18 protein-coding genes are annotated in these 21,487 nt (G+C 64.8%); 3 read left to right on the top strand and 15 right to left on the bottom strand.

What is annotated here, in order from left to right:
- Positions 1-28 precede the first annotated feature (28 nt).
- From glmM to AC1Q6P_RS09065, 4 genes are all read right to left on the bottom strand, one after another.
- Positions 29-1,360 carry a phosphoglucosamine mutase gene (gene glmM, locus AC1Q6P_RS09080; protein WP_102770128.1) on the bottom strand — a complete coding sequence of 444 codons (1,332 nt, stop codon included), beginning with the start codon at positions 1,358-1,360 and terminating at the stop codon, positions 29-31.
- Between the two features lie 68 nt (positions 1,361-1,428).
- Complete coding sequence (gene folP, locus AC1Q6P_RS09075; RefSeq protein WP_492663689.1) at positions 1,429-2,208, bottom strand: dihydropteroate synthase; 780 nt, start codon at positions 2,206-2,208, stop codon at positions 1,429-1,431.
- A gap of 203 nt (positions 2,209-2,411) precedes the next feature.
- A complete protein-coding gene (gene ftsH, locus AC1Q6P_RS09070; protein WP_171826162.1) occupies positions 2,412-4,316 on the bottom strand; it encodes an ATP-dependent zinc metalloprotease FtsH in 1,905 nt (634 codons plus the stop codon).
- Positions 4,317-4,440: 124 nt separating this feature from the next.
- Positions 4,441-5,142, bottom strand: coding sequence for an RlmE family RNA methyltransferase (locus tag AC1Q6P_RS09065; protein ID WP_492663579.1), 702 nt, complete (start codon positions 5,140-5,142; stop codon positions 4,441-4,443).
- Between the two features lie 20 nt (positions 5,143-5,162).
- Between AC1Q6P_RS09065 and AC1Q6P_RS09060 the strand changes: the two genes are divergently transcribed.
- Positions 5,163-5,645 (top strand): YhbY family RNA-binding protein, encoded by a 483-nt coding sequence (locus AC1Q6P_RS09060; protein WP_171826160.1) that lies wholly within the window; start codon positions 5,163-5,165, stop codon positions 5,643-5,645.
- A gap of 64 nt (positions 5,646-5,709) precedes the next feature.
- On the opposite strand, the gene AC1Q6P_RS09055 is transcribed toward AC1Q6P_RS09060, so the two are convergent.
- The 5 genes from AC1Q6P_RS09055 to AC1Q6P_RS09035 form a co-directional block, all read right to left on the bottom strand.
- Positions 5,710-6,138, bottom strand: coding sequence for a DUF4149 domain-containing protein (locus AC1Q6P_RS09055; RefSeq protein ID WP_349497356.1), 429 nt, complete (start codon positions 6,136-6,138; stop codon positions 5,710-5,712).
- 16 nt (positions 6,139-6,154) lie between these two features.
- Positions 6,155-6,631, bottom strand: a complete 477-nt coding sequence (gene greA, locus AC1Q6P_RS09050; RefSeq protein WP_102770124.1) for a transcription elongation factor GreA — start codon at positions 6,629-6,631, stop codon at positions 6,155-6,157.
- A gap of 176 nt (positions 6,632-6,807) precedes the next feature.
- Positions 6,808-10,074 carry a carbamoyl-phosphate synthase large subunit gene (gene carB / locus AC1Q6P_RS09045; RefSeq protein ID WP_492663580.1) on the bottom strand — a complete coding sequence of 1,089 codons (3,267 nt, stop codon included), beginning with the start codon at positions 10,072-10,074 and terminating at the stop codon, positions 6,808-6,810.
- 23 nt (positions 10,075-10,097) lie between these two features.
- Positions 10,098-11,282, bottom strand: a complete 1,185-nt coding sequence (carA, locus tag AC1Q6P_RS09040; RefSeq protein ID WP_394341047.1) for a glutamine-hydrolyzing carbamoyl-phosphate synthase small subunit — start codon at positions 11,280-11,282, stop codon at positions 10,098-10,100.
- Positions 11,283-11,564: 282 nt separating this feature from the next.
- Entirely contained in the window at positions 11,565-11,969 is a 405-nt protein-coding gene (locus AC1Q6P_RS09035) for a GlcG/HbpS family heme-binding protein (RefSeq protein ID WP_171826157.1), read from the bottom strand.
- A gap of 263 nt (positions 11,970-12,232) precedes the next feature.
- On the opposite strand from AC1Q6P_RS09035, the gene AC1Q6P_RS09030 reads away from it, so the two are divergent.
- A complete protein-coding gene (locus tag AC1Q6P_RS09030; RefSeq protein ID WP_492663581.1) occupies positions 12,233-12,928 on the top strand; it encodes a Bax inhibitor-1/YccA family protein in 696 nt (231 codons plus the stop codon).
- 139 nt (positions 12,929-13,067) lie between these two features.
- Here AC1Q6P_RS09030 and rlmD read toward each other — a convergent pair whose 3' ends face one another.
- From rlmD to surE, 5 genes are all read right to left on the bottom strand, one after another.
- On the bottom strand, positions 13,068-14,423 hold the full coding sequence (gene rlmD / locus AC1Q6P_RS09025; RefSeq protein ID WP_492663582.1) for a 23S rRNA (uracil(1939)-C(5))-methyltransferase RlmD: 1,356 nt from the start codon (positions 14,421-14,423) through the stop codon (positions 13,068-13,070).
- A gap of 42 nt (positions 14,424-14,465) precedes the next feature.
- Entirely contained in the window at positions 14,466-15,488 is a 1,023-nt protein-coding gene (gene rpoS, locus AC1Q6P_RS09020; protein WP_492663583.1) for an RNA polymerase sigma factor RpoS, read from the bottom strand.
- Between the two features lie 37 nt (positions 15,489-15,525).
- The gene (locus tag AC1Q6P_RS09015; RefSeq protein ID WP_492663584.1) at positions 15,526-16,452 is read right to left on the bottom strand and encodes a peptidoglycan DD-metalloendopeptidase family protein; all 927 of its coding nucleotides are present in this window, start codon (positions 16,450-16,452) and stop codon (positions 15,526-15,528) included.
- A gap of 104 nt (positions 16,453-16,556) precedes the next feature.
- Positions 16,557-17,414: a protein-L-isoaspartate(D-aspartate) O-methyltransferase gene (locus AC1Q6P_RS09010; protein ID WP_492663585.1), complete on the bottom strand. Its 858-nt coding sequence runs from the start codon at positions 17,412-17,414 to the stop codon at positions 16,557-16,559.
- Positions 17,411-18,160, bottom strand: coding sequence for a 5'/3'-nucleotidase SurE (gene surE, locus AC1Q6P_RS09005; protein ID WP_102770116.1), 750 nt, complete (start codon positions 18,158-18,160; stop codon positions 17,411-17,413). The genes AC1Q6P_RS09010 and surE overlap by 4 nt, the downstream gene beginning before the upstream one ends.
- Positions 18,161-18,420: 260 nt before the next feature.
- On the opposite strand from surE, the gene AC1Q6P_RS09000 reads away from it, so the two are divergent.
- Positions 18,421-19,173 carry a LuxR C-terminal-related transcriptional regulator gene (locus AC1Q6P_RS09000; protein ID WP_271009165.1) on the top strand — a complete coding sequence of 251 codons (753 nt, stop codon included), beginning with the start codon at positions 18,421-18,423 and terminating at the stop codon, positions 19,171-19,173.
- 18 nt (positions 19,174-19,191) lie between these two features.
- On the opposite strand, the gene AC1Q6P_RS08995 is transcribed toward AC1Q6P_RS09000, so the two are convergent.
- Entirely contained in the window at positions 19,192-21,402 is a 2,211-nt protein-coding gene (locus tag AC1Q6P_RS08995; RefSeq protein WP_492663586.1) for an NHL repeat-containing protein, read from the bottom strand.
- Positions 21,403-21,487 lie beyond the last annotated feature (85 nt).

Raw genomic sequence — 21,487 nt, 5'->3', positions numbered from 1 at the left:
AGCACACCCGCCCCGAACCATCATCACATCAGGCCTTGACGGCCTCCGCCAAGCGTTGCGCACTTTGCTGTGCCAAGGCCGCATCGCTGGCCTCCACCATCACCCGCAGAAGCGGCTCGGTGCCGGAGGCGCGGATCAGCACACGGCCGCGGTCGCCGAGCTCAGCCGTCACTTCGGCTTGCTCGCGCGCCAGGCGGGCATTGCTGCGCCAATCCTGACCCGGCTGCAAACGCACATTGATCATGGTCTGCGGGAACAAGGTGACGTCTGCCAGATGCTCCGACAAAGAGCGGCCGGTGCGGCTGACGGCCTGCAGAATCAGCAAGGCGCTGACGATGCCATCGCCCGTGGTGTGTTTGTCCAGGGCCAGCAGATGCCCTGAGCCTTCGCCACCCAGCTGCCAGCCGCGCGCGCTCAGCTCTTCCAAAACATAACGGTCACCGACCTTGGCACGGACGAAGTCCACATCGCGCGAGCGCAGCGCCAGCTCGACCGCCATATTGGTCATCAAGGTGCCCACCGCGCCAGGCACACGCAGGCCCTGACCCAGGCGATCGGCCACCATCACATACAGCAACTCGTCACCGTTGTAGAGGCGGCCTTGTGCGTCCACCAGTTGCAGGCGATCGGCGTCACCATCCAGCGCGACGCCGTAGTGCGCGCCGTGCTCATGCACGGCCTTGACCAGGGCGGCGGGCGAAGTGGCACCAAAACCGGCGTTGATATTGAAACCATCGGGGCTGCAGCCAATGGAGATGACCTCGGCACCCAGCTCGTGGAACACATCGGGTGCCACGTGGTAGGCCGCGCCATGCGCTGCATCGACCACGATCTTCATGCCCTTGAGGGTCAAATCGGAGCCGAAGCTGTTCTTGCAGAACTCGATGTAACGACCACGCGCATCGCCGATGCGGCGAGCACGGCCAAGATTGGCCGAATCAATCCAGGTCGGCGGCTCGTCGAGTGCCGCTTCGACGGCCAGTTCCCAGGCATCGGGCAGCTTTTCACCCTTGGCCGAGAAGAACTTGATGCCGTTGTCGGCGAAGGGATTGTGCGAAGCACTGATCACCACACCCAGATCCTGGCGCAGCGCGCGAGTCAGGTAGGCCACGCCCGGCGTGGGCAGCGGGCCCGTCAGCTGCACATCGACACCGGCCGAGGCAAAACCGGCCTCCAGGGCCGACTCGATCATGTAGCCAGAAATACGCGTGTCCTTGCCGATCAAGACGCTGGGGCGGCTCGACTGCTTGCGCAGCACCTGGCCCACCGCATGGCCCAAGCGCAACATGAAGTCGGGCGTGATCGGCGCTTGGCCGACCGTGCCACGAATCCCATCGGTACCGAAATACTTGCGGCTCATTGTGAGCACCCTCCTGAAAATCAATCCGCTATTGTCGGTCAGCGGCTGTGGCAACCGCGTAACAGTATTCACGCTCCGCCGGCAGCCGCATGCCAGACCTTGAGCGCATCGACCGTCGCCGCCACATCGTGCACGCGCACGATGCGGGCGCCGCGTGCCACCGCGGCCAACGCCGCGGCCAAACTACCGGCCAGGCGCTGGTCCACAGGCCGGCCGGTCACATCTCCGATGGCCCGCTTGCGCGACCAACCGATCAACAATGGGTAGCCCAAACCTTGCAACTCTTGCAGTCGCGCCAGCAGCTCAAAATTCTGTGCCGTGGTTTTCGCGAACCCGTAACCGGGGTCCAGCACGATACGCTCCGCCGCCACGCCGGCTTCACGCAAGACGCGCGCCCGGTCGACCAAGAAGGCAGCCACCTCCGTGACCACATCGCCGTAGTCCACCAAAGCCTGCATGGTGGATGAGTCACCGCGCATGTGCATCAGGCACACGCCCGCATCTGCATGGGACGACACCGCCTTGAGCGCACCTGGCATTCGCAAGGCCTGAATGTCATTGATGATGTCCACTCCGAGATCGAGCGCACGCGCCATCAGTGCCGGTTTGTAGGTGTCGATGGACACCGGCACGCCCAGCTTAACCGCCTCGGCCAGCACAGGCGCCACACGCGACCACTCGTCGTCCTCGCTGAGCAACTGCGCGCCGGGGCGGCTGGATTCGCCGCCAATGTCGAGGATGTCCACACCGTCCGCCAGCAGGCGCTCGCAATGAGCGATGGCGCTGCGCGCTGTCCCGTGCTGGCCACCGTCGGAAAAGGAATCCGGTGTGACATTGACGATGCCCATGACCTGGACACGCTGCAGATCGATGGCAAAGCGGCGGGTGCGCCAGGTCGGCGCGGACTCAATAGGTGATGCACTCAAAGCAAGACTCAAGTCGTAAGAAAGAACTGCGAGCAGGCTGCAGGCAACTCGGCGAGCCTGAAGGAATGCGCCAAAGAAAAAAGGCCCGGCTTCAGAAGCCGGGCCCCACTCAATTTCAGCCTTTGTCAGGCGGCAGCAGGCGCTCCATCGGTGCTCACGGGCGGAGTGCCGCCGCTGCTGGCACTGTTGCGCGGCTGCGAGCCGTCACCCGGATCGCGGGGCGGGCGACCAGCCATGATGTCCAGCACCTGATCCCGGTCGATGGTTTCCCACTTCATCAGCGCCGCGGTCATCTCTTCAACCTTGTCGCGATGGGTTTCCAGAATATTGCGAGCCACCGCGTACTGCTCGTCCAGGATTCGGCGCATTTCGGCGTCGACCTTTTGCTGCGTGCTTTCGCTGATATTGGACGTCTTGGTCATGCTGCGGCCGAGGAAGACTTCGCCCTCGTTCTCTGCATACACCATGGGGCCAAGCACCTCGCTCATGCCGTAGCGCGTGACCATATCGCGCGCGATGCGGGTGGCACGCTCGTAGTCGTTGGACGCCCCGGTGGAGATGTCCTTGACGAACAGGTCTTCGGCGATACGGCCACCGAACAGGATGCTGATTTCATTCAGCATCTGCTTGTAGTAACGGCTGTACTGATCGCGCTCCGGCAGCTGCCAGGTCACCCCCAGGGCGCGGCCACGCGGCATGATGGTGACCTTGTGAACCGGGTCCGTACCCGGCAGCATTTCGGCCACGATAGCATGGCCGGACTCGTGATAGGCGGTCGCCCGCTTCTCCTCTTCCGTCATCACCATGCTCTTGCGCTCGGGGCCCATGTAGAGCTTGTCCTTGGCGCGCTCGAAGTCGATCATCTCGACCAGGCGAGCACCGCGGCGGGCGGCGAACAAGGCGGCTTCGTTGACCAAGTTGGCCAAATCGGCACCGCTCATACCGGGCGTGCCACGCGCCAGGATACTGGCGTTGACGTCCTGACCCACGGGCACCTTGCGCATGTGCACATTGAGGATCTGCTCACGGCCGCGGATGTCCGGCAAGGTCACATAGACCTGACGGTCAAAACGACCGGGGCGCAGCAGCGCCGGGTCCAGGATGTCCGGGCGATTGGTCGCAGCGATCACGATGACGCCGAGGTTGGTTTCAAAACCATCCATCTCGACCAACATCTGATTCAGGGTCTGCTCGCGCTCGTCATTGCCGCCACCCAGGCCCGCTCCGCGATGGCGACCGACCGCATCGATTTCGTCGATGAAGATGATGCAGGGCGCGCTCTTCTTGGCCTGCTCGAACATGTCGCGAACACGGGCAGCACCGACGCCGACGAACATTTCCACGAAGTCGGAGCCCGAGATCGTGAAGAACGGCACCTTGGCTTCACCGGCGATGGACTTGGCCAGCAAGGTCTTGCCGGTTCCCGGGGGGCCGACCAGCAACACACCGCGCGGGATACGACCGCCCAACTTCTGGAATTTTTGCGGGTCTTTCAGGAAGTCGACCAGCTCCTTCACTTCTTCCTTGGCCTCGTCGCAACCGGCCACATCAGCAAAGGTGATGTTGTTGCTGGCTTCATCCAGCATGCGAGCCTTGCTCTTGCCGAAGCTGAAAGCGCCACCCTTGCCGCCACCTTGCATCTGACGCATGAAGTAGACCCACACGCCGATCAAGAGCAGCATCGGGCCCCAGCTGACCAGCATGCTGATCAGGAAAGAAGGCTCTTCGCGAGGCTTGACGTCGAACTTGACACCGTGATTGCGCAGATCACCGACCAGACCGCGGTCCAGATAGGTGGCTGTGACACGGATCTTCTTGCCATCCGAGCCCTCGGCAATGATGTCGGTGCCGCCATTGCCTTCTTGCAGAGTGACCTGCTTGATGCGGCCGGACTGGACTTCATCGAGGAACTCCGAGTAGCCCATGGCATTGCCCGGGGCTGCGCTGCGGTCAAACTGCTTGAAGACCGTGAACAGCACCAGAGCGATCACGATCCAGACCGCTACTTTCGAGAACCACTGATTGTTCACCGCCACTCCTTGTTCATTACGGCCAGGCTGCACTATTTACAGCCACGTGCACGGCATATGGGGTTGATTCTATTGCAGTCAAGAGGCCAGGCTGATTTGCATGGCCATGCGAAATCACCGGCATTCACGCCGGCGTGTCTGCCTTCGGTACGGCAGGCTTCTTGAGGCCGATGCCGATCAGGAAAGTCTCGGACGAACGATCGCGCGAGGCTTTGGGCTTCAGGGGCTTGACCTTCTTGAAAGTCGCCTTGAAGAGTTCCACCAGCTGCGTGTAACCGCTGCCATGAAACACCTTGGCCACCAGCGCACCTTCAGGCTTGAGATGCGCTTGCGCGAACTCGATGGCCAATTCGACCAAGCCGGCCACACGCGCCGCATCCGAACTCTCGATACCCGAAAGATTGGGCGCCATGTCGGACACCACCACATCGACGGACTTGCCGTCCAGGGCAGCCTCCAACTGATGCAGCACCGCCTTCTCCTGGAAATCGCCTTTGATGAAATGCACGCCCTCAATCGGCGCGCAATCGAGCAAGTCCAGCGAGATGATGGTGCCGTTGAGCTGCCCCACGGCTGCGCCGCCGGTACCTGCCTCCTTGGGGGCAAAGCAGCGCCGCAAATACTGGCTCCAGGCGCCCGGTGAAGCACCGAGATCCACCACGACCTGGCCCGGGCGGATCAGCTTGAGCTCTTCGTCAATTTCTTTGAGCTTGTAAGCCGCGCGGGCGCGATAACCGTCACGCTGGGCCATCTTGACGTAGGGATCATTGATGTGATCATGCAACCACGCCTTATTAAGTTTTTTGCTTTTTGTTGTGAACTTCATGTTGCACGGATAATACGCCTATGCCTGCGATTCAATTGACCCCTGCCCAGCGCAAGGAAAAACGCTCCGAAGCCCATCATCTCGACCCCGTGGTCATGATAGGCGCGGATGGACTCACCCCTGCCGTCGTGAAAGCGACCGACGCCGCCCTCAATGCCCACGGGCTGATCAAGGTGCGGATCTTCTCGGACGACCGCGCCAACCGCGAAGGCATCTTCGCCAGCCTGTGCGGCGAGCTGAATGCAGCGCCGATTCAGCACATCGGCAAGCTGCTCATCATCTGGCGCCCGATTCCGCCCAAGGAAGACGAAGCCAACACCCGCGCAGACAGCAAGCTGGGACCGCGCGTGGTCAAGATCGTCAAGTTCTCGAAGAGCGGCAACCACCGCCCGCAGACCAAGAAGCTGCGCGTTTTGGGCAACGAACGCGTTGCCCAGGGCGGCGAGATCAAGCGCGCCAAGCGCCGCCTCACCAGCATCAAGAAGAGCTCGCAGGATCAGTGATCCTGCTGCATGCCACCCAGCCTGGGCCCCGCCCGAGGCTGGCTGGCATCAGAGCGCCACGCGCTCAGGCCCGGCTGCTACGCCAGGCCAGTGCCAAGACCAGCAAGGTCTTGAGCCCGTAAAACCCAAACGACACCGCATGCAGGCTCATGAACGACCATGAGCCCTGCCCGGCACGCGCGGCCGCCATCAAGGGCTGCAGCGCAAAGTAACCCAGCACGGTACAAAACAAGGCGCCCGCCGGCAGAAGGAACTCGGCAGACAAGGCACGAGCCTGCTCGTCGCGCGCCAGGCGGCGCTCCATCAGCATCAGCAGCACCGCAGCCGCCAAACTCAGGTTGGCTTCCTGCGCAAACAGGCGGCCGACAAAAGCACCGGCCTGCGCCTTTTCCAGCGCCGCAAATGCACTGGGCGCCGCCACAAAGGCCACGCACAGCAGCAAACCTGCCCAGAGGGCAGCCAGCAGCAGGCGCGAACGCTGGAGCAGAGTCACGAAACCGCCTGCGTCATCAAACGTAGCGGACTTCCACCACCTCGTAGCGCTTGACGCCGCCGGGCGCCTGCACATCGGCCACGTCGCCCGCTTCCTTGCCGATCAGCGCGCGCGCGATGGGCGAGCTGATCGAGATCAGGCCCAGCTTCAGGTCGGCCTCGTCGTCACCGACGATTTGGTAGGTCACCTCGGCGCCTGTGGCCTCTTCTTCGAGGTCCACGGTCGAGCCGAAGACGATGCGGCCGCCGGCATCCACCGAGGCCGGATCGATGATCTGGGCCGCAGCCAGCTTGCCTTCGATCTCCAGGATGCGGCCTTCGATGAAGCCCTGCTTGTCCTTGGCGGCTTCGTATTCGGCGTTTTCAGACAGATCGCCTTGAGCACGCGCCTCGGCAATCGCATTGATCACGGCATGACGCTCAACGCTCTTGAGTTGATGCAGCTCGGCTTTGAGCTTCTCGGCACCGCGGGTGGTCAATGGAATGGTGGCCATGATTTGAATGAATGAAACCTTGAAAAAGCCTGGGCGCCGACCACGTCTGCGGCGCGGCGCCGGGAGAACGGCGAGTCGCAAGCCCGAAAGGGGCTCATTTCCTCGCTCCACAAAATGAAGCCGCCGCTGCGACCCTGCTTCCAGGGGCGCGGCGGCGGACTTCATTCAGACGCAGTTTAGTGCAGTTCGGCGTGCAGTTCCTGCAGGGATTGCACCAGCAGGCCGTTCTGGTGCTTCATGCCCTCCACCGCGGCCTCACAACCCGCCATGGTCGTGTAGTAGGTGACTCGCGCGGCCAGCGCTGCCTGACGGATGTGGCGACTGTCGGCGATGGCGGTGCGGGTCTCGTCCACGGTGGTGAAGACCAGCTGAATGTCGCCGCCCTTGATCATGTCGACGATGTGCGGGCGGCCATCCTTGACCTTGTTGACCACGGTCACCGGCACGCCGGCTTCGCTGATGGCGGCCGCAGTGCCCTTGGTGGCCACGACGCCGAAGCCCAAGGCATGCAGATCCTTGGCCACGGCCACGGCACGCGCCTTGTCGCCGTTCTTCACGGTGATCAGGATATTGCCCTGACGCGGCAGGCGCGAGCCGGCACCGAGCTGGCTCTTCAACATCGCTTCACCGAAGGTGCGTGCTGCCCCCATCACTTCGCCGGTGGAGCGCATTTCCGGGCTGAGGATGGGGTCCACGCCGGGGAATTTGTTGAAGGGGAAGACGGCCTCCTTGACGCTGTAGTACGGCGGAATCACCTCGGCCGGGATGCGACCCAGGCGGTCCTTCTGGTCCTTGAGCTTCTGGCCCGCCATGCAACGCGCGGCGATCTTGGCCAGCTGCTGGCCGGTCGCCTTGCTGACAAAGGGCACGGTGCGCGAGGCACGCGGATTCACTTCCAGCACATAGACAGTGGCGCCGTCGAGGCCGCCCGTCACGTCACCCTGGATGGCGAACTGCACATTCATCAGGCCCACGACCTTGAGCGCCTTGGCCATGGCCGCGGTCTGACGGCGCAGCTCGTCCTGCAGCTCTTGCGACAGGGTGTAGGGCGGCAGCGAGCAGGCCGAGTCGCCGGAGTGGATGCCCGCGGCTTCGATGTGCTCCATGATGCCGCCGATCATGACAGTCTCGCCGTCGCTGATGCAGTCGGCATCGACTTCCACCGCGTCCTCCAGGAAGCGATCGAGCAGCACCGGTGACTTGTCGGTGACGCGCACCGCTTCGCGCATATAGCGCTCCAGGTCCTTGTCGCCGTGCACGATTTCCATGGCGCGGCCGCCCAGCACATAGCTGGGGCGCACGACCAGGGGGTAACCGATCTCGTTGCCCAGGGCCACGGCCTGCTCTTCGGTACGAGCGGTGCGGTTGGGCGGCTGCTTCAGGCCCAGCTCATGCAGCAGCTTCTGGAAGCGCTCGCGGTCTTCGGCGATGTCGATGCTGTCCGGCGTGGTGCCGATGATGGGCACGCCGGCGCGCTCCAGATCCAAGGCCAGCTTCAGCGGCGTCTGGCCGCCGTACTGCACGATCACGCCGACGGGCTTCTCCTTGTCGACGATCTCCAGCACGTCTTCCAGGGTCACCGGCTCGAAGTAGAGGCGGTCCGAGGTGTCGTAGTCGGTGGACACGGTCTCCGGGTTGCAGTTGACCATGATGGTTTCATAACCGTCTTCGCGCATGGCGAGCGCGGCATGGACGCAGCAGTAGTCGAACTCGATGCCCTGGCCGATGCGGTTCGGGCCTCCGCCCAGCACCATGATCTTCTTGTTGTTCGTCGGCTCGGCCTCACACTCCTCCTCGTAGGTCGAGTAGAGGTAGGCGGTTTCGGTGCTGAATTCGGCAGCGCAGGTGTCCACGCGCTTGTAGACCGGGCGAACGTTCAAGGCATGGCGCGCAGCGCGCACCTCGTGCTGGTTGGTGCCCAGCAGCTTGGCCAGGCGGCGGTCCGAGAAGCCCTTCTTCTTGAGCAGGCGCAGCTCATCGGCGCTCAACGAGGCCAGGCCGCGGCCGGCCAGCGATTGCTCGATCTTGATGATCTGCTCGATCTGGGCCAGGAACCAGGGGTCGATGGCGGTCTCTTCGAAGACCTCTTGCAAGCTCATGCCCAGGCGGAAGGCGTCGCCGACGAAGAGGATGCGCTCCGGGCCGGGCTCGCCAATTTCCTGGATGATTTCTTCGCGATCGCTCGAGCGTTCGCTCAGGCCGTCGATGCCGGTTTCCAGGCCGCGCAAGGCCTTCTGGAAGGACTCCTGGAAGGTGCGCCCCATGGCCATCACCTCGCCCACCGACTTCATCTGCGTGGTCAGACGCGAATCGGCCATGGGGAACTTCTCGAAGGCGAAACGCGGGATCTTGGTGACCACGTAGTCGATCGAGGGCTCGAAAGACGCCGGAGTCACACCGCCGGTGATGTCGTTCTTCAGCTCATCCAGGGTATAGCCCACGGCCAGCTTGGCCGCGATCTTGGCGATCGGGAAGCCGGTGGCCTTGGAGGCCAGCGCCGAGGAACGCGACACACGCGGATTCATCTCGATCACGGTCATGCGGCCGTTTTGCGGGTTGATCGAGAACTGCACGTTCGAGCCGCCGGTGTCCACGCCGATCTCGCGCAGGATGGCGATCGAGGCGTTGCGCAGCAGCTGGTATTCCTTGTCGGTCAGCGTCTGGGCCGGGGCGACGGTGATGGAGTCACCGGTGTGGACGCCCATGGGGTCCAGGTTCTCGATTGAGCAGACGATGATGCAGTTGTCGCGGCTGTCGCGCACCACTTCCATCTCGTACTCTTTCCAGCCGATCAGCGATTCTTCGATCAGCAGCTCATTGGTCGGCGACAGATCCAGGCCGCGCTTGCAGATCTCTTCGAACTCTTCGGGGTTGTAGGCAATGCCACCGCCGGTGCCACCCAGCGTGAAGCTGGGGCGGATGACCATGGGGAAGCCGGTGCCGCCGATTTCGTCCTTGATGCGCTTTTGCACGGCCAGCGCTTCTTCCATGGAATGCGCAATGCCGGACTTGGCGGAGTCGAGACCGATCTTGGTCATCGCATCCTTGAACTTCAGGCGGTCTTCGGCCTTCTCGATCGCCTTCTCGTTGGCGCCGATCATCTCCACGCCATACTTGGCCAGCACGCCGTGCTTGTGCAGATCCAGGGCGCAGTTCAGCGCGGTCTGGCCACCCATGGTGGGCAGCACGGCGTCCGGGCGCTCCTTGGCGATGATCTTCTCGACCACCTGCCAGGTGATGGGCTCGATATAGGTTACGTCGGCCGTGTCCGGGTCGGTCATGATGGTCGCCGGATTGCTGTTGACCAGGATGACCTTGTAGCCTTCCTCACGCAGGGCCTTGCAGGCCTGGGCGCCGGAATAGTCGAACTCACAGGCCTGGCCGATGATGATGGGGCCGGCGCCGATGATGAGGATGCTCTTGATGTCTGTACGTTTGGGCATGTCTTTACTCCATCAGGCCGTGATCAGGACTTGGCCATCAGACCGATGAAGCGGTCAAACAGGTAGGCGATGTCGTGGGGGCCGGGGCTGGCTTCGGGGTGACCCTGGAAGCAGAAGGCCGGCTTATCGGTGCGGGCCAGGCCTTGCAGCGTGCCGTCGAACAAGCTGATGTGGGTGGCGCGCAGATTGGCGGGCAGGCTGTCGGCATCGACCGCAAAGCCGTGGTTCTGGCTGGTGATGCTGACGCGGCCGTTGTCCAGGTCCTTGACCGGATGGTTGCCGCCGTGATGGCCGAACTTCATCTTGAAGGTCTTGGCGCCCGAGGCCAGAGCCATGATCTGGTGACCCAGGCAGATGCCGAAGGTCGGGATGCCCGATTCGATCAGCTGCGCTGCGGCTGCGATCGCGTAATCGCAAGGCTGCGGATCGCCAGGGCCGTTGGATAGAAAGACACCGTCCGGCTCCAGATCGAACACGGCCGAGGCCGGGGTCTGGGCCGGCACCACGGTGATCTTGCAGCCGCGCTCGGCCAGCATGCGCAGGATGTTGCGCTTGACGCCGAAGTCATAGGCCACCACATGGAAACGCGGCTGGCTCAGCTGGCCATAGCCCTTGCCCAAGGTCCACTCGGTTTCGGTCCAACCGTGGCGCTCGGGGGTGCTGACCACCTTGGCCAGGTCCAGTCCGGACATGCTGGGCGCAGCCTTGGCCTTGGCGACTGCGTCGGCGATCAGCGCCTCGGTCACGACCTGACCCTCGGGCACTGCCAGGATGCAGCCGTTCTGGGCACCGGTCGTGCGCAACAGGCGGGTCAGACGGCGGGTGTCGATGTCGGCAATGGCGACCGTGCCTTCGTCGCGCAGGTACTGCGCCAGGCTGCGGGTCTTGCGGAAGTTGGAATCAAGGATGGGCAGCTCCTTGATGATCAGGCCAGCGGCATGGATCTTCGGGGCCTCGACATCCTCGTCGTTGACGCCGTAGTTGCCGATGTGCGGATACGTGAGGGTCACGATCTGCCGGCAGTAGCTCGGGTCGGTGAGGATTTCCTGGTAGCCGGTCATGGCGGTGTTGAACACCACCTCGCCGACCGTGTGACCGGCTGCGCCGATCGAGGTGCCTGTGAAGACCGTGCCGTCTGCCAGGGCGAGAATCGCTTTGGGGGTTTGGAGCAGATCGGGCAGCACGGGGAACTCCGGTGAGGTGCGCACGCCCAGCTCTGCTCTTGCAGCCAGCCGGGCTCAGGGGAGAACCGGGCCGAAAGAGCCTGAGTTTGGTGGAGAAACTGAAGCGAGTTTCGCTGGGGTGGCGGTGGTTGCGGGTAAACCTGCTAAGTATAACCCACCAGGGTTATCACCAAGCCCGGTTTTGCCTACTTTGCGCAAATGACGGCATCAAGTCAGCCTTCGCCAGATGCCATGCCAGCCGCCACAAACCACCCCAAGTTCAAGGGGAAGGAGGCAGCGCCCCCCCTGCCCCAGCCCTCCGCGGGCTCAAGCCAGCGCCGCGATGCCCGCGCGCGCGATCTGCGCGTCTTCGCTGGACTTGACGCCACTGACACCCACGGCGCCAATGCAATGACCGTCTACCAGCACCGGCACGCCACCCTCGAGCAAGCCGCTCAAGCCCGGCGCGCTCAGGAAGGACACGCGGCCCTGGTTGATGATGTCCTCGTACACCTTGGACTCGCGACGACCCAGCGCGGCGGTGTGCGCCTTGGCCGGAGCGATCTGGGCCGACACGGCAGGCGCGCCGTCCAGGCGCTGCAGCCACAGCAAATGGCCGCCGTCATCGACGATGGCGATGGTCACCGCCCACTGGTGCGCCAGGGCTTCAGCCTCGGCAGCGGCGGCAATGCGCTTGACGTCTTCCAGGCTCAGATACGGCTTTTGTTTCATGGTCTCTCTTGAATCGGAACGGGGAAGGCCGCACTTTAGCTGCATGGGTGCCAGCCATTCATGCGCTGGCATGCAGCACTGCCCTGACCCACCCGCGCAGCCTCACGCGCGCGCAGAGCACCATTTGCGCGATCGCGCCACAGGGCACAGCACGGCGGGCCGACACGCGCTACATTTCGCCCTGAGTGACGCGGCGCACTGGGACAAGCCAAGCCGGACCATCGCCGCGCCGCCGATGGTTTGGATGATGGAGGACGCTTGAAATGAATGAAACCCTGCAAACCCAACTGAACGCGAGCCTGGGCCAAGGCCTGGCGGCCGAGCGCCAGCGCGTGCTGCGCAACACCTACTGGCTGCTGGCCCTGTCCATGGTGCCCACCGTGCTGGGCGCCTGGGTGGGCGTGTCCACCGGCCTGATGGCCAGCATGGGCACCGGCATGAGCTTGATCGTCTTCATGGCCGGCGCATTCGGCCTGATGATGCTGGTGGAAAAAACCAAGAACAGCAGCACCGGCGTCTACGCCCTGCTGGCCTTCACCTTCTTCATGGGCCTGATGCTTTCGCGCCTGCTGGCTGCGGTGCTGGGCTTCAAGAACGGCAGCAGCCTGATCATGACGGCCTTTGGCGGCACGGGCGCCATCTTCTTCGCCATGGCCAGCCTGGCCACGGTGATCAAGCGCGACCTGTCCAACATGGGCAGGTTCCTGTTCGTGGGCGCCATCATCATGCTGGTGGCCGGCGTGGTGAATGTGTTCCTGCAGTCCTCGGCCCTGATGCTGACCCTGCTGGTGTTGTCCATGGCCGTGTTCTCGGCCTTCATGCTCTACGACATCAAGCGCGTGCTGGACGGCGGCGAGACCAACTACATCTCGGCCACCCTGGCCATCTATCTGGACCTCTACAACGTGTTCCAGAGCCTGCTGTCCCTGCTGGGCATCTTTGGCGGAGAAAGGGACTAACACCCCCTACCGGCTGCGCCGGCCCCCTCAAGGGGGCGAGCCCGACGGCCCGGCAGAGCCGGATCCGCGGACTCCGCGCGATGAGCGCCAACTGCGTGGCGCATAAAAAACGAAAGGGCCTGACGGCCCTTTCTTCATTTCAGCGCTCGAACACCGCAATGCTCTCCACATGCGAGGTGTGCGGGAACATATTGACCGCACTGGCCGCCGTGCAGCGATAGCCCGCCACATTGACCAGCAAGCCTGCATCGCGCGCCAGTGTGGACGGGTTGCAGGACACGTAGACGATGCGCTTGGGCAAGGTCCAGCCGGGCGACAGCTCCGGGTTCTGCGCAATATCGGCTACCGCCTTGGCCAAGGCGAAAGCACCGTCGCGCGGCGGGTCAACCAGCCATTTGTCGGCCACGCCATCGGCCACCAGCAGTTCCGGCGTCATCTCGAACAGATTGCGGGCTACAAAGCGGGTCTTGTCGGCCAGACCATTGCGCGCGGCGTTCTCGCGCGAGCGCTGCACCAAGGTCTCGCTGCCCTCGATGCCCAAGACCTCGCGCGCCTGCGTCGCCAAGGGCAAGGTGAAGTTGCCCAGGCCACAAAACCAATCGATCACCCGCTCATCAGGCTGCACCGCCAGCAAGCGCAGCGCGCGACCGACCAGCACGGTGTTGATGTGCGGATTGACCTGGGTGAAATCGGTGGGCTTGAAGGGCATGACCACGCCGAACTCGGGCAGGCGGTAGGCCAACTCGGGGCCGCCTTCATCGAGCAGATGCACGGTCTCCGGCCCCTTGGGCTGCAACCACCATTGCACGCCGGGGTGCAGCGCCGCAAAGTCACGCAGGCGCTGACGATCCGGCTCCAACAGGGGATTCAGGTTGCGCAGCACCAGGGCGATGACCTCGTCCCCCATGGCCAGCTCGATCTGCGGCAGGCGGTCGCGCTCGTCCATGCTGGCGATGAGATCGCGCAGCGGCATCAGCAGGTCGCTGACGCGCTGCGGCACCACCTTGCAGACCTGCATATCGGCCACGTAGCGGCTCTTGCGCTCGTGGAAGCCGATCAAGACCTGACCCTTCTTCGGCACATAGCGCACCGAAAAGCGGGCGCGGTAGCGGTAGCCCCAGGTCGGCCCCTCGATCGGACGCAGCAGCATCTCGGGCTTGACCTTGCCGAGGTGCCAGAGGTTGTCCTCCACCACACGCTGCTTCACGGCAACCTGGGCACCAGCGTGCAGATGCTGCATCTTGCAGCCCCCGCAGGCGCCAGCATGGAGACCGAAGTGCGGGCAGCCGGGCGTGACGCGCTGGGCGCTCTCGCGCCGCATGGCCGTCATCGTGCCCTGCTCCCAGTTGTTCTTCTTGCGGCCGGTGCTGACCTGGACCTGTTCACCCGGCAAGGCGCCTTCGATGAACACCACCTTGCCGTCTTCCTTGTGGGCCACGCCCTGGGCATCCAGGTCGATCGATTCGACCGTCAGCCATTCTGTTTCTTGACTCATGCTGCAATTATCGCCGCGCGCCGCGGCGGGCCGACCGGCCGCTCAGAAGATGGAGTCGCGGTCGATGCCGTGGCGCATCATGTTGCGCTTGAGCTTGGCCAGCGCTTCGATCTGGATTTGGCGGATGCGCTCGCGCGTGAGCTTGAGCCGCACGGCCAGCACATCGAGGGTTTCGGGCTCGCGGTCGAACAGACCGAAGCGGCCGGCCAAGACCTCGCGCTCTCGCTCGTTCAAGGCCGACATGCCGTGGCGCAGCAGCTCATCCAGCTCATGGCTGAGACGCAAGCCCAGCGGATCGACGGTCTGCTCATCGGCCACCAGGTCCATCATCGATTCGCCGCCCTCGCCGTTGCGATCGACCGGCGCATCGAGCGAGCTGGGCAGCTCGGCATAGGCCAGCAACTCAGACACCTCGGCCAAAGGCCGGCCCAGCGCGGCAGCGATGTCTTCGGCCCGCACCTGGCCAGCGCCGCCATTCTGGCTCTGCACGGCTTCGAGTGCCCGCCGCGCCTTCAGCACATGGTTGAGTTCCCGCACGATGTGCACCGGCAGACGCACCAGGCGGGCCTGGTGCATCAAGGCGCTCTCGATGCTCTGGCGTATCCACCAGCTGGCGTAGGTGGAGAAACGAAAGCCACGCTCGGGCTCGAACTTGCCGATGGCATGCATGAGGCCGAGATTGCCATCTTCGATCAGATCACTAAGCGGCAGACCGCGGCCCAGGTAGTTCTTGGCGATGGAGACGACCAAGCGCAGGTTGTGCTCGATCATGGACTGGCGGGCCGCGAAATCACCGGCGCGTGCGCGCTGGGCGGTCTCGAACTCCTGCTGCGGGCTCAGCAAAGGTGTGCGGCGGATGTCGCGCAGATAGGCCTGCAGCGCATTGCCCACTTCCAGATCGCTGCCGGTGTTGAGGCGGCCATTCAGGCCGGCCACTTCGTCTTCGGCTTCGTCGGCAGCGCGCTCGCGAGCATCAGAGATCGAGCCCGCGGCCTGCCCCGCCAATCCCGCCGCCAGCGGCAGCGAATGGGACAGGGGCGATGGCGAGGACGGGCTGCGTTTCATGGCGGGCTCACATCGAACGCGCCAGCCCGAGATCAGGCTAGCGAGCGGGCAGGACCTTGGCAGGGTCGATCGGCTTGCCCAGCTTGCGCACCTCGAAATGCAGTTTCACCTGCTCGGCGTCGCTGGACCCCATTTCCGCGATCTTCTGTCCCTTGCGCACGGCCTGATCTTCTTTGACCAGCAGGGTTTGGTTGTGTGCGTAGGCCGTCAGGTAGGTCGCGTTGTGCTTGATGATGACCAGATTGCCGTAGCCGCGCAAGCCCGAGCCTGCGTAGACCACGCGGCCATCGGCAGCCGCCAGCACCGCATCCCCCGGCTTGCCGAAGAAGGCCAGGCCCTTGTTGCGCTGCTCGTCAAAGCCCGCCCCCACAGCCGTGCTGGTCGGCCAAGCCCAAGCAGGATCCTCGTCGTTGTCTCGGCTGGCCACGGTACCCGACGCAGCTGCGGACGCAGCCGAAGCCGAGCTGGAAGCAGCCGAGGCGGACTTGTCCGCCGCCGTGGGAGCCGAGGCCGCACCGGCATTGGGCTTGCTGTCCAGCGGGCGGGTTTCCACCTTGGCCGTGCTCACGGGGCGGGCCGCCACGCTGCCGGCATCGACGCCAGGCGGCAGCACGCGCAAGACCTGACCCACCTCAATCAGATTGGGCTTGTCGAGGTTGTTCCACTTGCTCAGATCCCGCCAGTTCTGGCCGTTATCGAGGGCGATGCGGATCAGGGTGTCACCGGGTTTGACGGTGTAGTAGCCGGGCTTGCCGGCGTTCTCGGCGCCGGGCAGGGGCTTGGCTTCAGCCGCAGGAGCGCTGCTCGGCGATGGAGCCACGGGCGCGGCGGGCGCGGGCTTGACGCTGCCCCCCACCGGTCGCTCTTCCACCGGCGCGCGATTCAGGCTGGTGCCGCAAGCCGTCAAGGAAAGCAGGCCGCAGGCCAGCAAGAGCTTGATGGAAGGATGAAATGTCGGTTGCATGCGTCGCTGTCGGGGCTGGTGCGTTGGAAGGCTCCGGCCTTCATTCATTCACACATTCATTCAAAGCCGGAGTCCAAAAAGGGCGAGGCCGGCCGAAGGCCGCCTCACATGACGCCGGATTTTAGGGGCACGAAGAGCACTGCCTCGTGCTCTGTGCGCACAAAGCGACTGCGGCCGTTTTCCAGCAGATGATCGACCCGCACCAAGACCTGACCCCGCCCCCCCGGCGCGGCCATGGGCGCGATCAGGCGGCCACCCGGCGCCAATTGCTCCAGCCAGGCGCTCGGGATGTCATCACCACCAGCCGCGGCGACGATGCTGTCGAAGGGCGCCGCGCCCGGCGCACCGAGCCGGCCGTCGCCGTAAATCAGGCGCACCTGGGGCAGATGCAGCGGCGCCAGATTGTTGCGCGCCTTGTCGTGCAAGGGCTTGAGACGCTCGATCGACACCAGGCTCTGCGAGAGCAAGGCCAGCACCGCCGCCTGGTAGCCACAGCCCGTGCCAATCTCCAGCGTGCGGCCGAGATGGCCGCGCTGGCTGGCCGACTGACCGCCGAAGAGCATGGCGATCATGCGACCCACGACCGAGGGCTTGGAAATGGTTTGCTCGTGACCGATGGGCAGGCTGGTGTCTTCGTAGGCCTGGATGGCCAGGGCGCTGTCCACGAACTCATGGCGCGGCACGCGCGACAGGGCTTCCAGCACGCGCTCATCGTGCAAGCCGTCGCGGCGCAAACGCAGCACCATGCGCTGGCGCACCTTGGCCGAATCCAGGCCGAGCCCGCTGGGCGCCAGCTGGCGCGCCGCATCCAGCGCCGCTTCGCGCAAATGGCGCTGCGGCATCAGCACTTCACGCGCCACACCGCCGCCCACGCTGGCATTGGCCCCGCCCACCTTACCCAAGGGCAGAGGGAATCGTGACGCACGAACCACGGGTTTACCGTCGCTGCCGCTGTTGCTCATGCCGGCCGGTCCATGCGCTGCGCCCATGCACCCAAGGCCGCATGGTGGGTCAAATCCACCTGCAGCGGTGTCAGGGAGACCATGCCGTTCGCGGTGGCGTGGAAATCGGTGCCCTCGCCCGCTTCACGCGCATCGCCAGCAGGGCCGATCCAGTAGATCGGCTCGCCACGCGGGCTCATCTGCTTGATCACTGGCTCGCTGGCATGACGCCGGCCCAGGCGGGTGACACGCCGCGGCAGATCGCAGGCATCCGCCCGGTTCGGAATGTTCACATTGAGCAAGAAGGCCGAGCCCAGGCCGCCGGCCAGTACCTGCTCGACCACCTGGCGCGCCAGCGCTGCCGCAGCATCGAGATGACCCCAACCTTTGTCGACCTGGGAAAAGGCGATCGAGGGGATGCCGAACAGGAAGCCCTCGGTGGCCGCGGCAACGGTGCCGGAATACAGGGTGTCGTCGCCCATATTGGCGCCGTTGTTGATGCCCGAAAGCACCAGATCGGGCTTGTAGTCCAGCAAGCCGGTCAAGGCCACGTGGACGCAGTCCGAGGGCGTGCCGTTGACGTAGCGAAAGCCGTTGCTGGCGGTGTAGACGGACAGCGGGCGACCCAGAGTCAGCGAGTTGGAAGTACCGCTGGCGTTCTGCTCGGGGGCGATGACTTCGATCTGCCCCAGACCATCACAAGCCTTGACCAGCGCATGCAGCCCCGGCGCCAGGTAACCATCATCATTGGCGATCAATATGCGCATGGGCGGCATTGTAGGCAAGCAGAGACTCGCCCACCCCTTCCGCAACCCTGCCCCAGTGGCACACCATGTCCCAGTCGGAGGCCACGGCAGCATCCCGACGCGCAGGCCAGCGGGCGCCGTGTCTCCGCCCTCCGTGGATTCCCTAGCTTGTGACGCAGCGCTCGGACAACAGCCGAGCCGGGATGTGTAAACAGCTGTCTCCGCGACGGCTTCGGGTGGCGGTTGTGCGCTAGGATGGAATTTGTGCTGACCTTCTCACTATGGCCGTCAAAGTACTGATCATTGAAGACAACCCGGTTGCCCGGAGCTTTCTCTGCCGCGTGGTGCGCGAGAGCTTCAGCGATCCCATGGACATCTCCGAAGCCGGCGACCTGGAAGGCGCGCGCCGCCACATCAGCCAGTTAAGCCAGAGCGACCCGGAGGCCAGCTTCCGCCTGGTGCTGGTGGATCTGGAGTTACCCGATGGCAACGGCATGGAGCTGCTGGCCGAGATGGCCGGCTCGCCGGCGCTGAAGATCGTCACCACCCTGTACTCGGACGATGACCATCTCTTCCCCGCCCTGCAATGCGGCGCCGACGGCTATTTGCTGAAGGAAGACCGCTTCGAGGTGCTGGTCGAAGAACTGCAACGCATCGTCAAGGGCCAGCCGCCGCTGTCACCGGCGATTGCGCGCCGCCTGCTCTCACACTTCCGCCCCAACTCCAGCGGCGACAGCGGCCCCATGGCCCTGAATTCAGGCTTCGGCACCTTGTCGTCCTCCGGGGTGCACAGCACCTTCGGCAACGGTCGCGGCGTGGTGCTCGACCCACCGCCCGAGTGGGAACGGCTGACTCCGCGCGAAAGCGAAGTCCTCACCTACCTCAGCAAGGGCTTCACCATCAAGGAAATCGCCAACCTGATGGGCATCAAGTGGTTCACGGTCAACGACCACATCAAGAGCATCTACAAGAAGCTCAATGTGTCCAGCCGCGCCGAAGCCGCTGTGCTGGCGAGCAAGCAGGGCCTGGTCTGAAATCCTGACTGCACTCAGTCAACGGACTCTCACGGCCAGATCACGGCGCAGCTGCGCCTCATTGCCCTGCTGGTCGCGGGCGATCACGCGGAGCAGATAATCTCCCGGCGGTAAGGGTGCATCCAACAGCGCTGAGGGCGCACTGAGCCCATCGCGCACCTGCGCCCCCAGCTGGTAGCGAAAGCGCGTAACGGCGCTGCCATGCACGGTCACGCCGCTGCGCGCGGCATAGGCCTGCTTGACCGCCTTGTCGTCCACCGGCAGGCGGCTGAAATCCAGCGTCATGCGCGGCTGCTCGAAACCAGTGACCGGTCGGCCGTCCTCGTGCAGCAGCTGGTAGCCCAGGCTGTGCAGGCCCAGGCGGCGGCGCTCCTCGTTGCCATCGACCTGGTCCCAGGCATCGACCACAAACTGCAGCTCACGCCAATCGGCAGGCAGGCGCAGGCGCCCCTGCTCCAGCTGCCGCAAGCGCCGCCCTGCGACGTCAAAGACTTCGATGCCCTCGATCAAGGGCGGCTGCTGGTCGCTGAAACTGGCAAAGCCCATTTGCAAGGGGTTGCGGTGGTAGCCGCCTGTGCCCAAATTGATGTGCACATGGGCCATGTGATTGATGTTGCCGAGGGCATCGCCCGCCGCGAAACGCGTGCCGCGACGCACGCGGATGCGCTCGGGCCGACCAGCCGCATCGAGCACCAGCTGGAACTGCCGAGGGTTGAGCAGATGGCCCCGCTTGTCACGCCCCACCCGGATGTGGATGTAGGCCAGACGATCCAGAGACAGGCCCTCGGCATTGCTGCCGTAGGCCCAGTTGGCCAGCGGGCTGCTGACTTTGGCATCGGCCATGGCCACCACCAGCTCGCCGACATCGCCCTTCACATCCAAGCCCTCATGCAGATGGTCGCGCGCATCGCCGCCGCGGCGGCCGCGCACCTCGCCCGGCGTGCCCACCACCTCGTGCCAGCTCTGCTGGGGCAGCAGCGGCCAACGCCCTTCGGTGCGCGGCAAGGCCAGATCGGGCGCAGGCCCGACATCGGCGCGCGGCGCGGTGCTGGCGTCTTCCGGCTCGCCCTGCCCCCAGCTCAGGCGATGGATGCGAAACGAGGCCGCGTCGGTGATCAAGAGCTCACCGCGCGGCGTCAGCGCCAGCCCGGCGGGCCGGGCCAGGTGGGCGCGCGGTCCACCGCTGAGGCGGTGCACGCGGCCATCCGGCGCGATCTGCAGCAAGGCACCCCGGCGCAGGACACCGACGTAAAGGTAGCCGTCGTGGCTGCGCGTCAGGCTCAAGGGGCGGCGCAGCAGTTCCTCTTCGTCCTCCTCATCGCCGCGCGCAAAGGTGCTGACCGTGCCGTCCGGCTGCACCAGGCGCACCGCGTCATTGCGGCTGTCCAGCACCCAGACGCGATCCTGTTCGTCCACAGTCAGGGCGGTCGGCGTGTCGAACCGGGCCTTGGCGCCCGGTCCATCCTGCTCGCCCGGCCAGGCGCTTCCGGCCAGGGTGCGCACCTGGCCCGCAGGGCTGATGACACGGATGCGGTCGTTGTAACTGTCCGCCACATAGACCGAGCCATCGCGCCCCACCGCCACGCCCAGTGGACCGTTGAAGCGGGCCTGCTCGGCCGGGCCGTCGCGAAAGCCCGGCTGGCCATTGCCGGCCACGGTGCTGACCTGGCCCTGCGGGCTGATCTTGCGAATGGCATGGTTGCCGGTGTCGGCGACAAAGAGATTGCCCTGCGCATCGACCGCCAGGCCCGAAGGGGTGTGGAACGCAGCCTCGGCCAGCGGGCCGTCACGGAAGCCTTCGACGCCGCCACTGAGGGTGTCCACCTGCCCGTCGGTTCGCAAGCGCCGGATGCGGTTGCTGTCGCCGCCATCGCTGATGTAGATCACGCCGGCTGCATCGACGGCGATGCCGTAAGGATCGGCAAATCGCGCTTGCGCGCGCGGGCCCTCGCGCAAGCCGGCATGGCCATCACCGGCCAGCAACTCCAGGCGGGCGGGCGCAGCAAACTCGCTGGGCGGCGGCAGGGCCGGCGCTGGCGGGGCTGCGGGCTCCACGGCAGCAGCCGCCGGCGCCGACGGCGCCTCAACCGGCGCGACGGGGCGCTCGCGCTGCAGCTTGAGCAGGGCCAGCACGATGATGATCAACGCGGCCCCGCCCGCGAGCGTCAGCCACAGGCCGCGAAACGAAGCCCGTGCTTTGGCTGGCGAGAAATTTGGAACTGGCGGCATGGTCGCTGCGGTGCAAGTGCTGAACAAGACAGGTGGATTGGAGCGGCGCAAGTCGCTTGTGCTGAGGCGGAGGCGGGCTCGAAAC

It is taken from the genome of Roseateles sp. GW835-FHT13E02 (assembly GCF_058794035.1).
The sequence above is the reverse complement of the archived record's forward strand: the minus strand, read 5'-3'. Positions and strand labels throughout refer to the sequence as shown.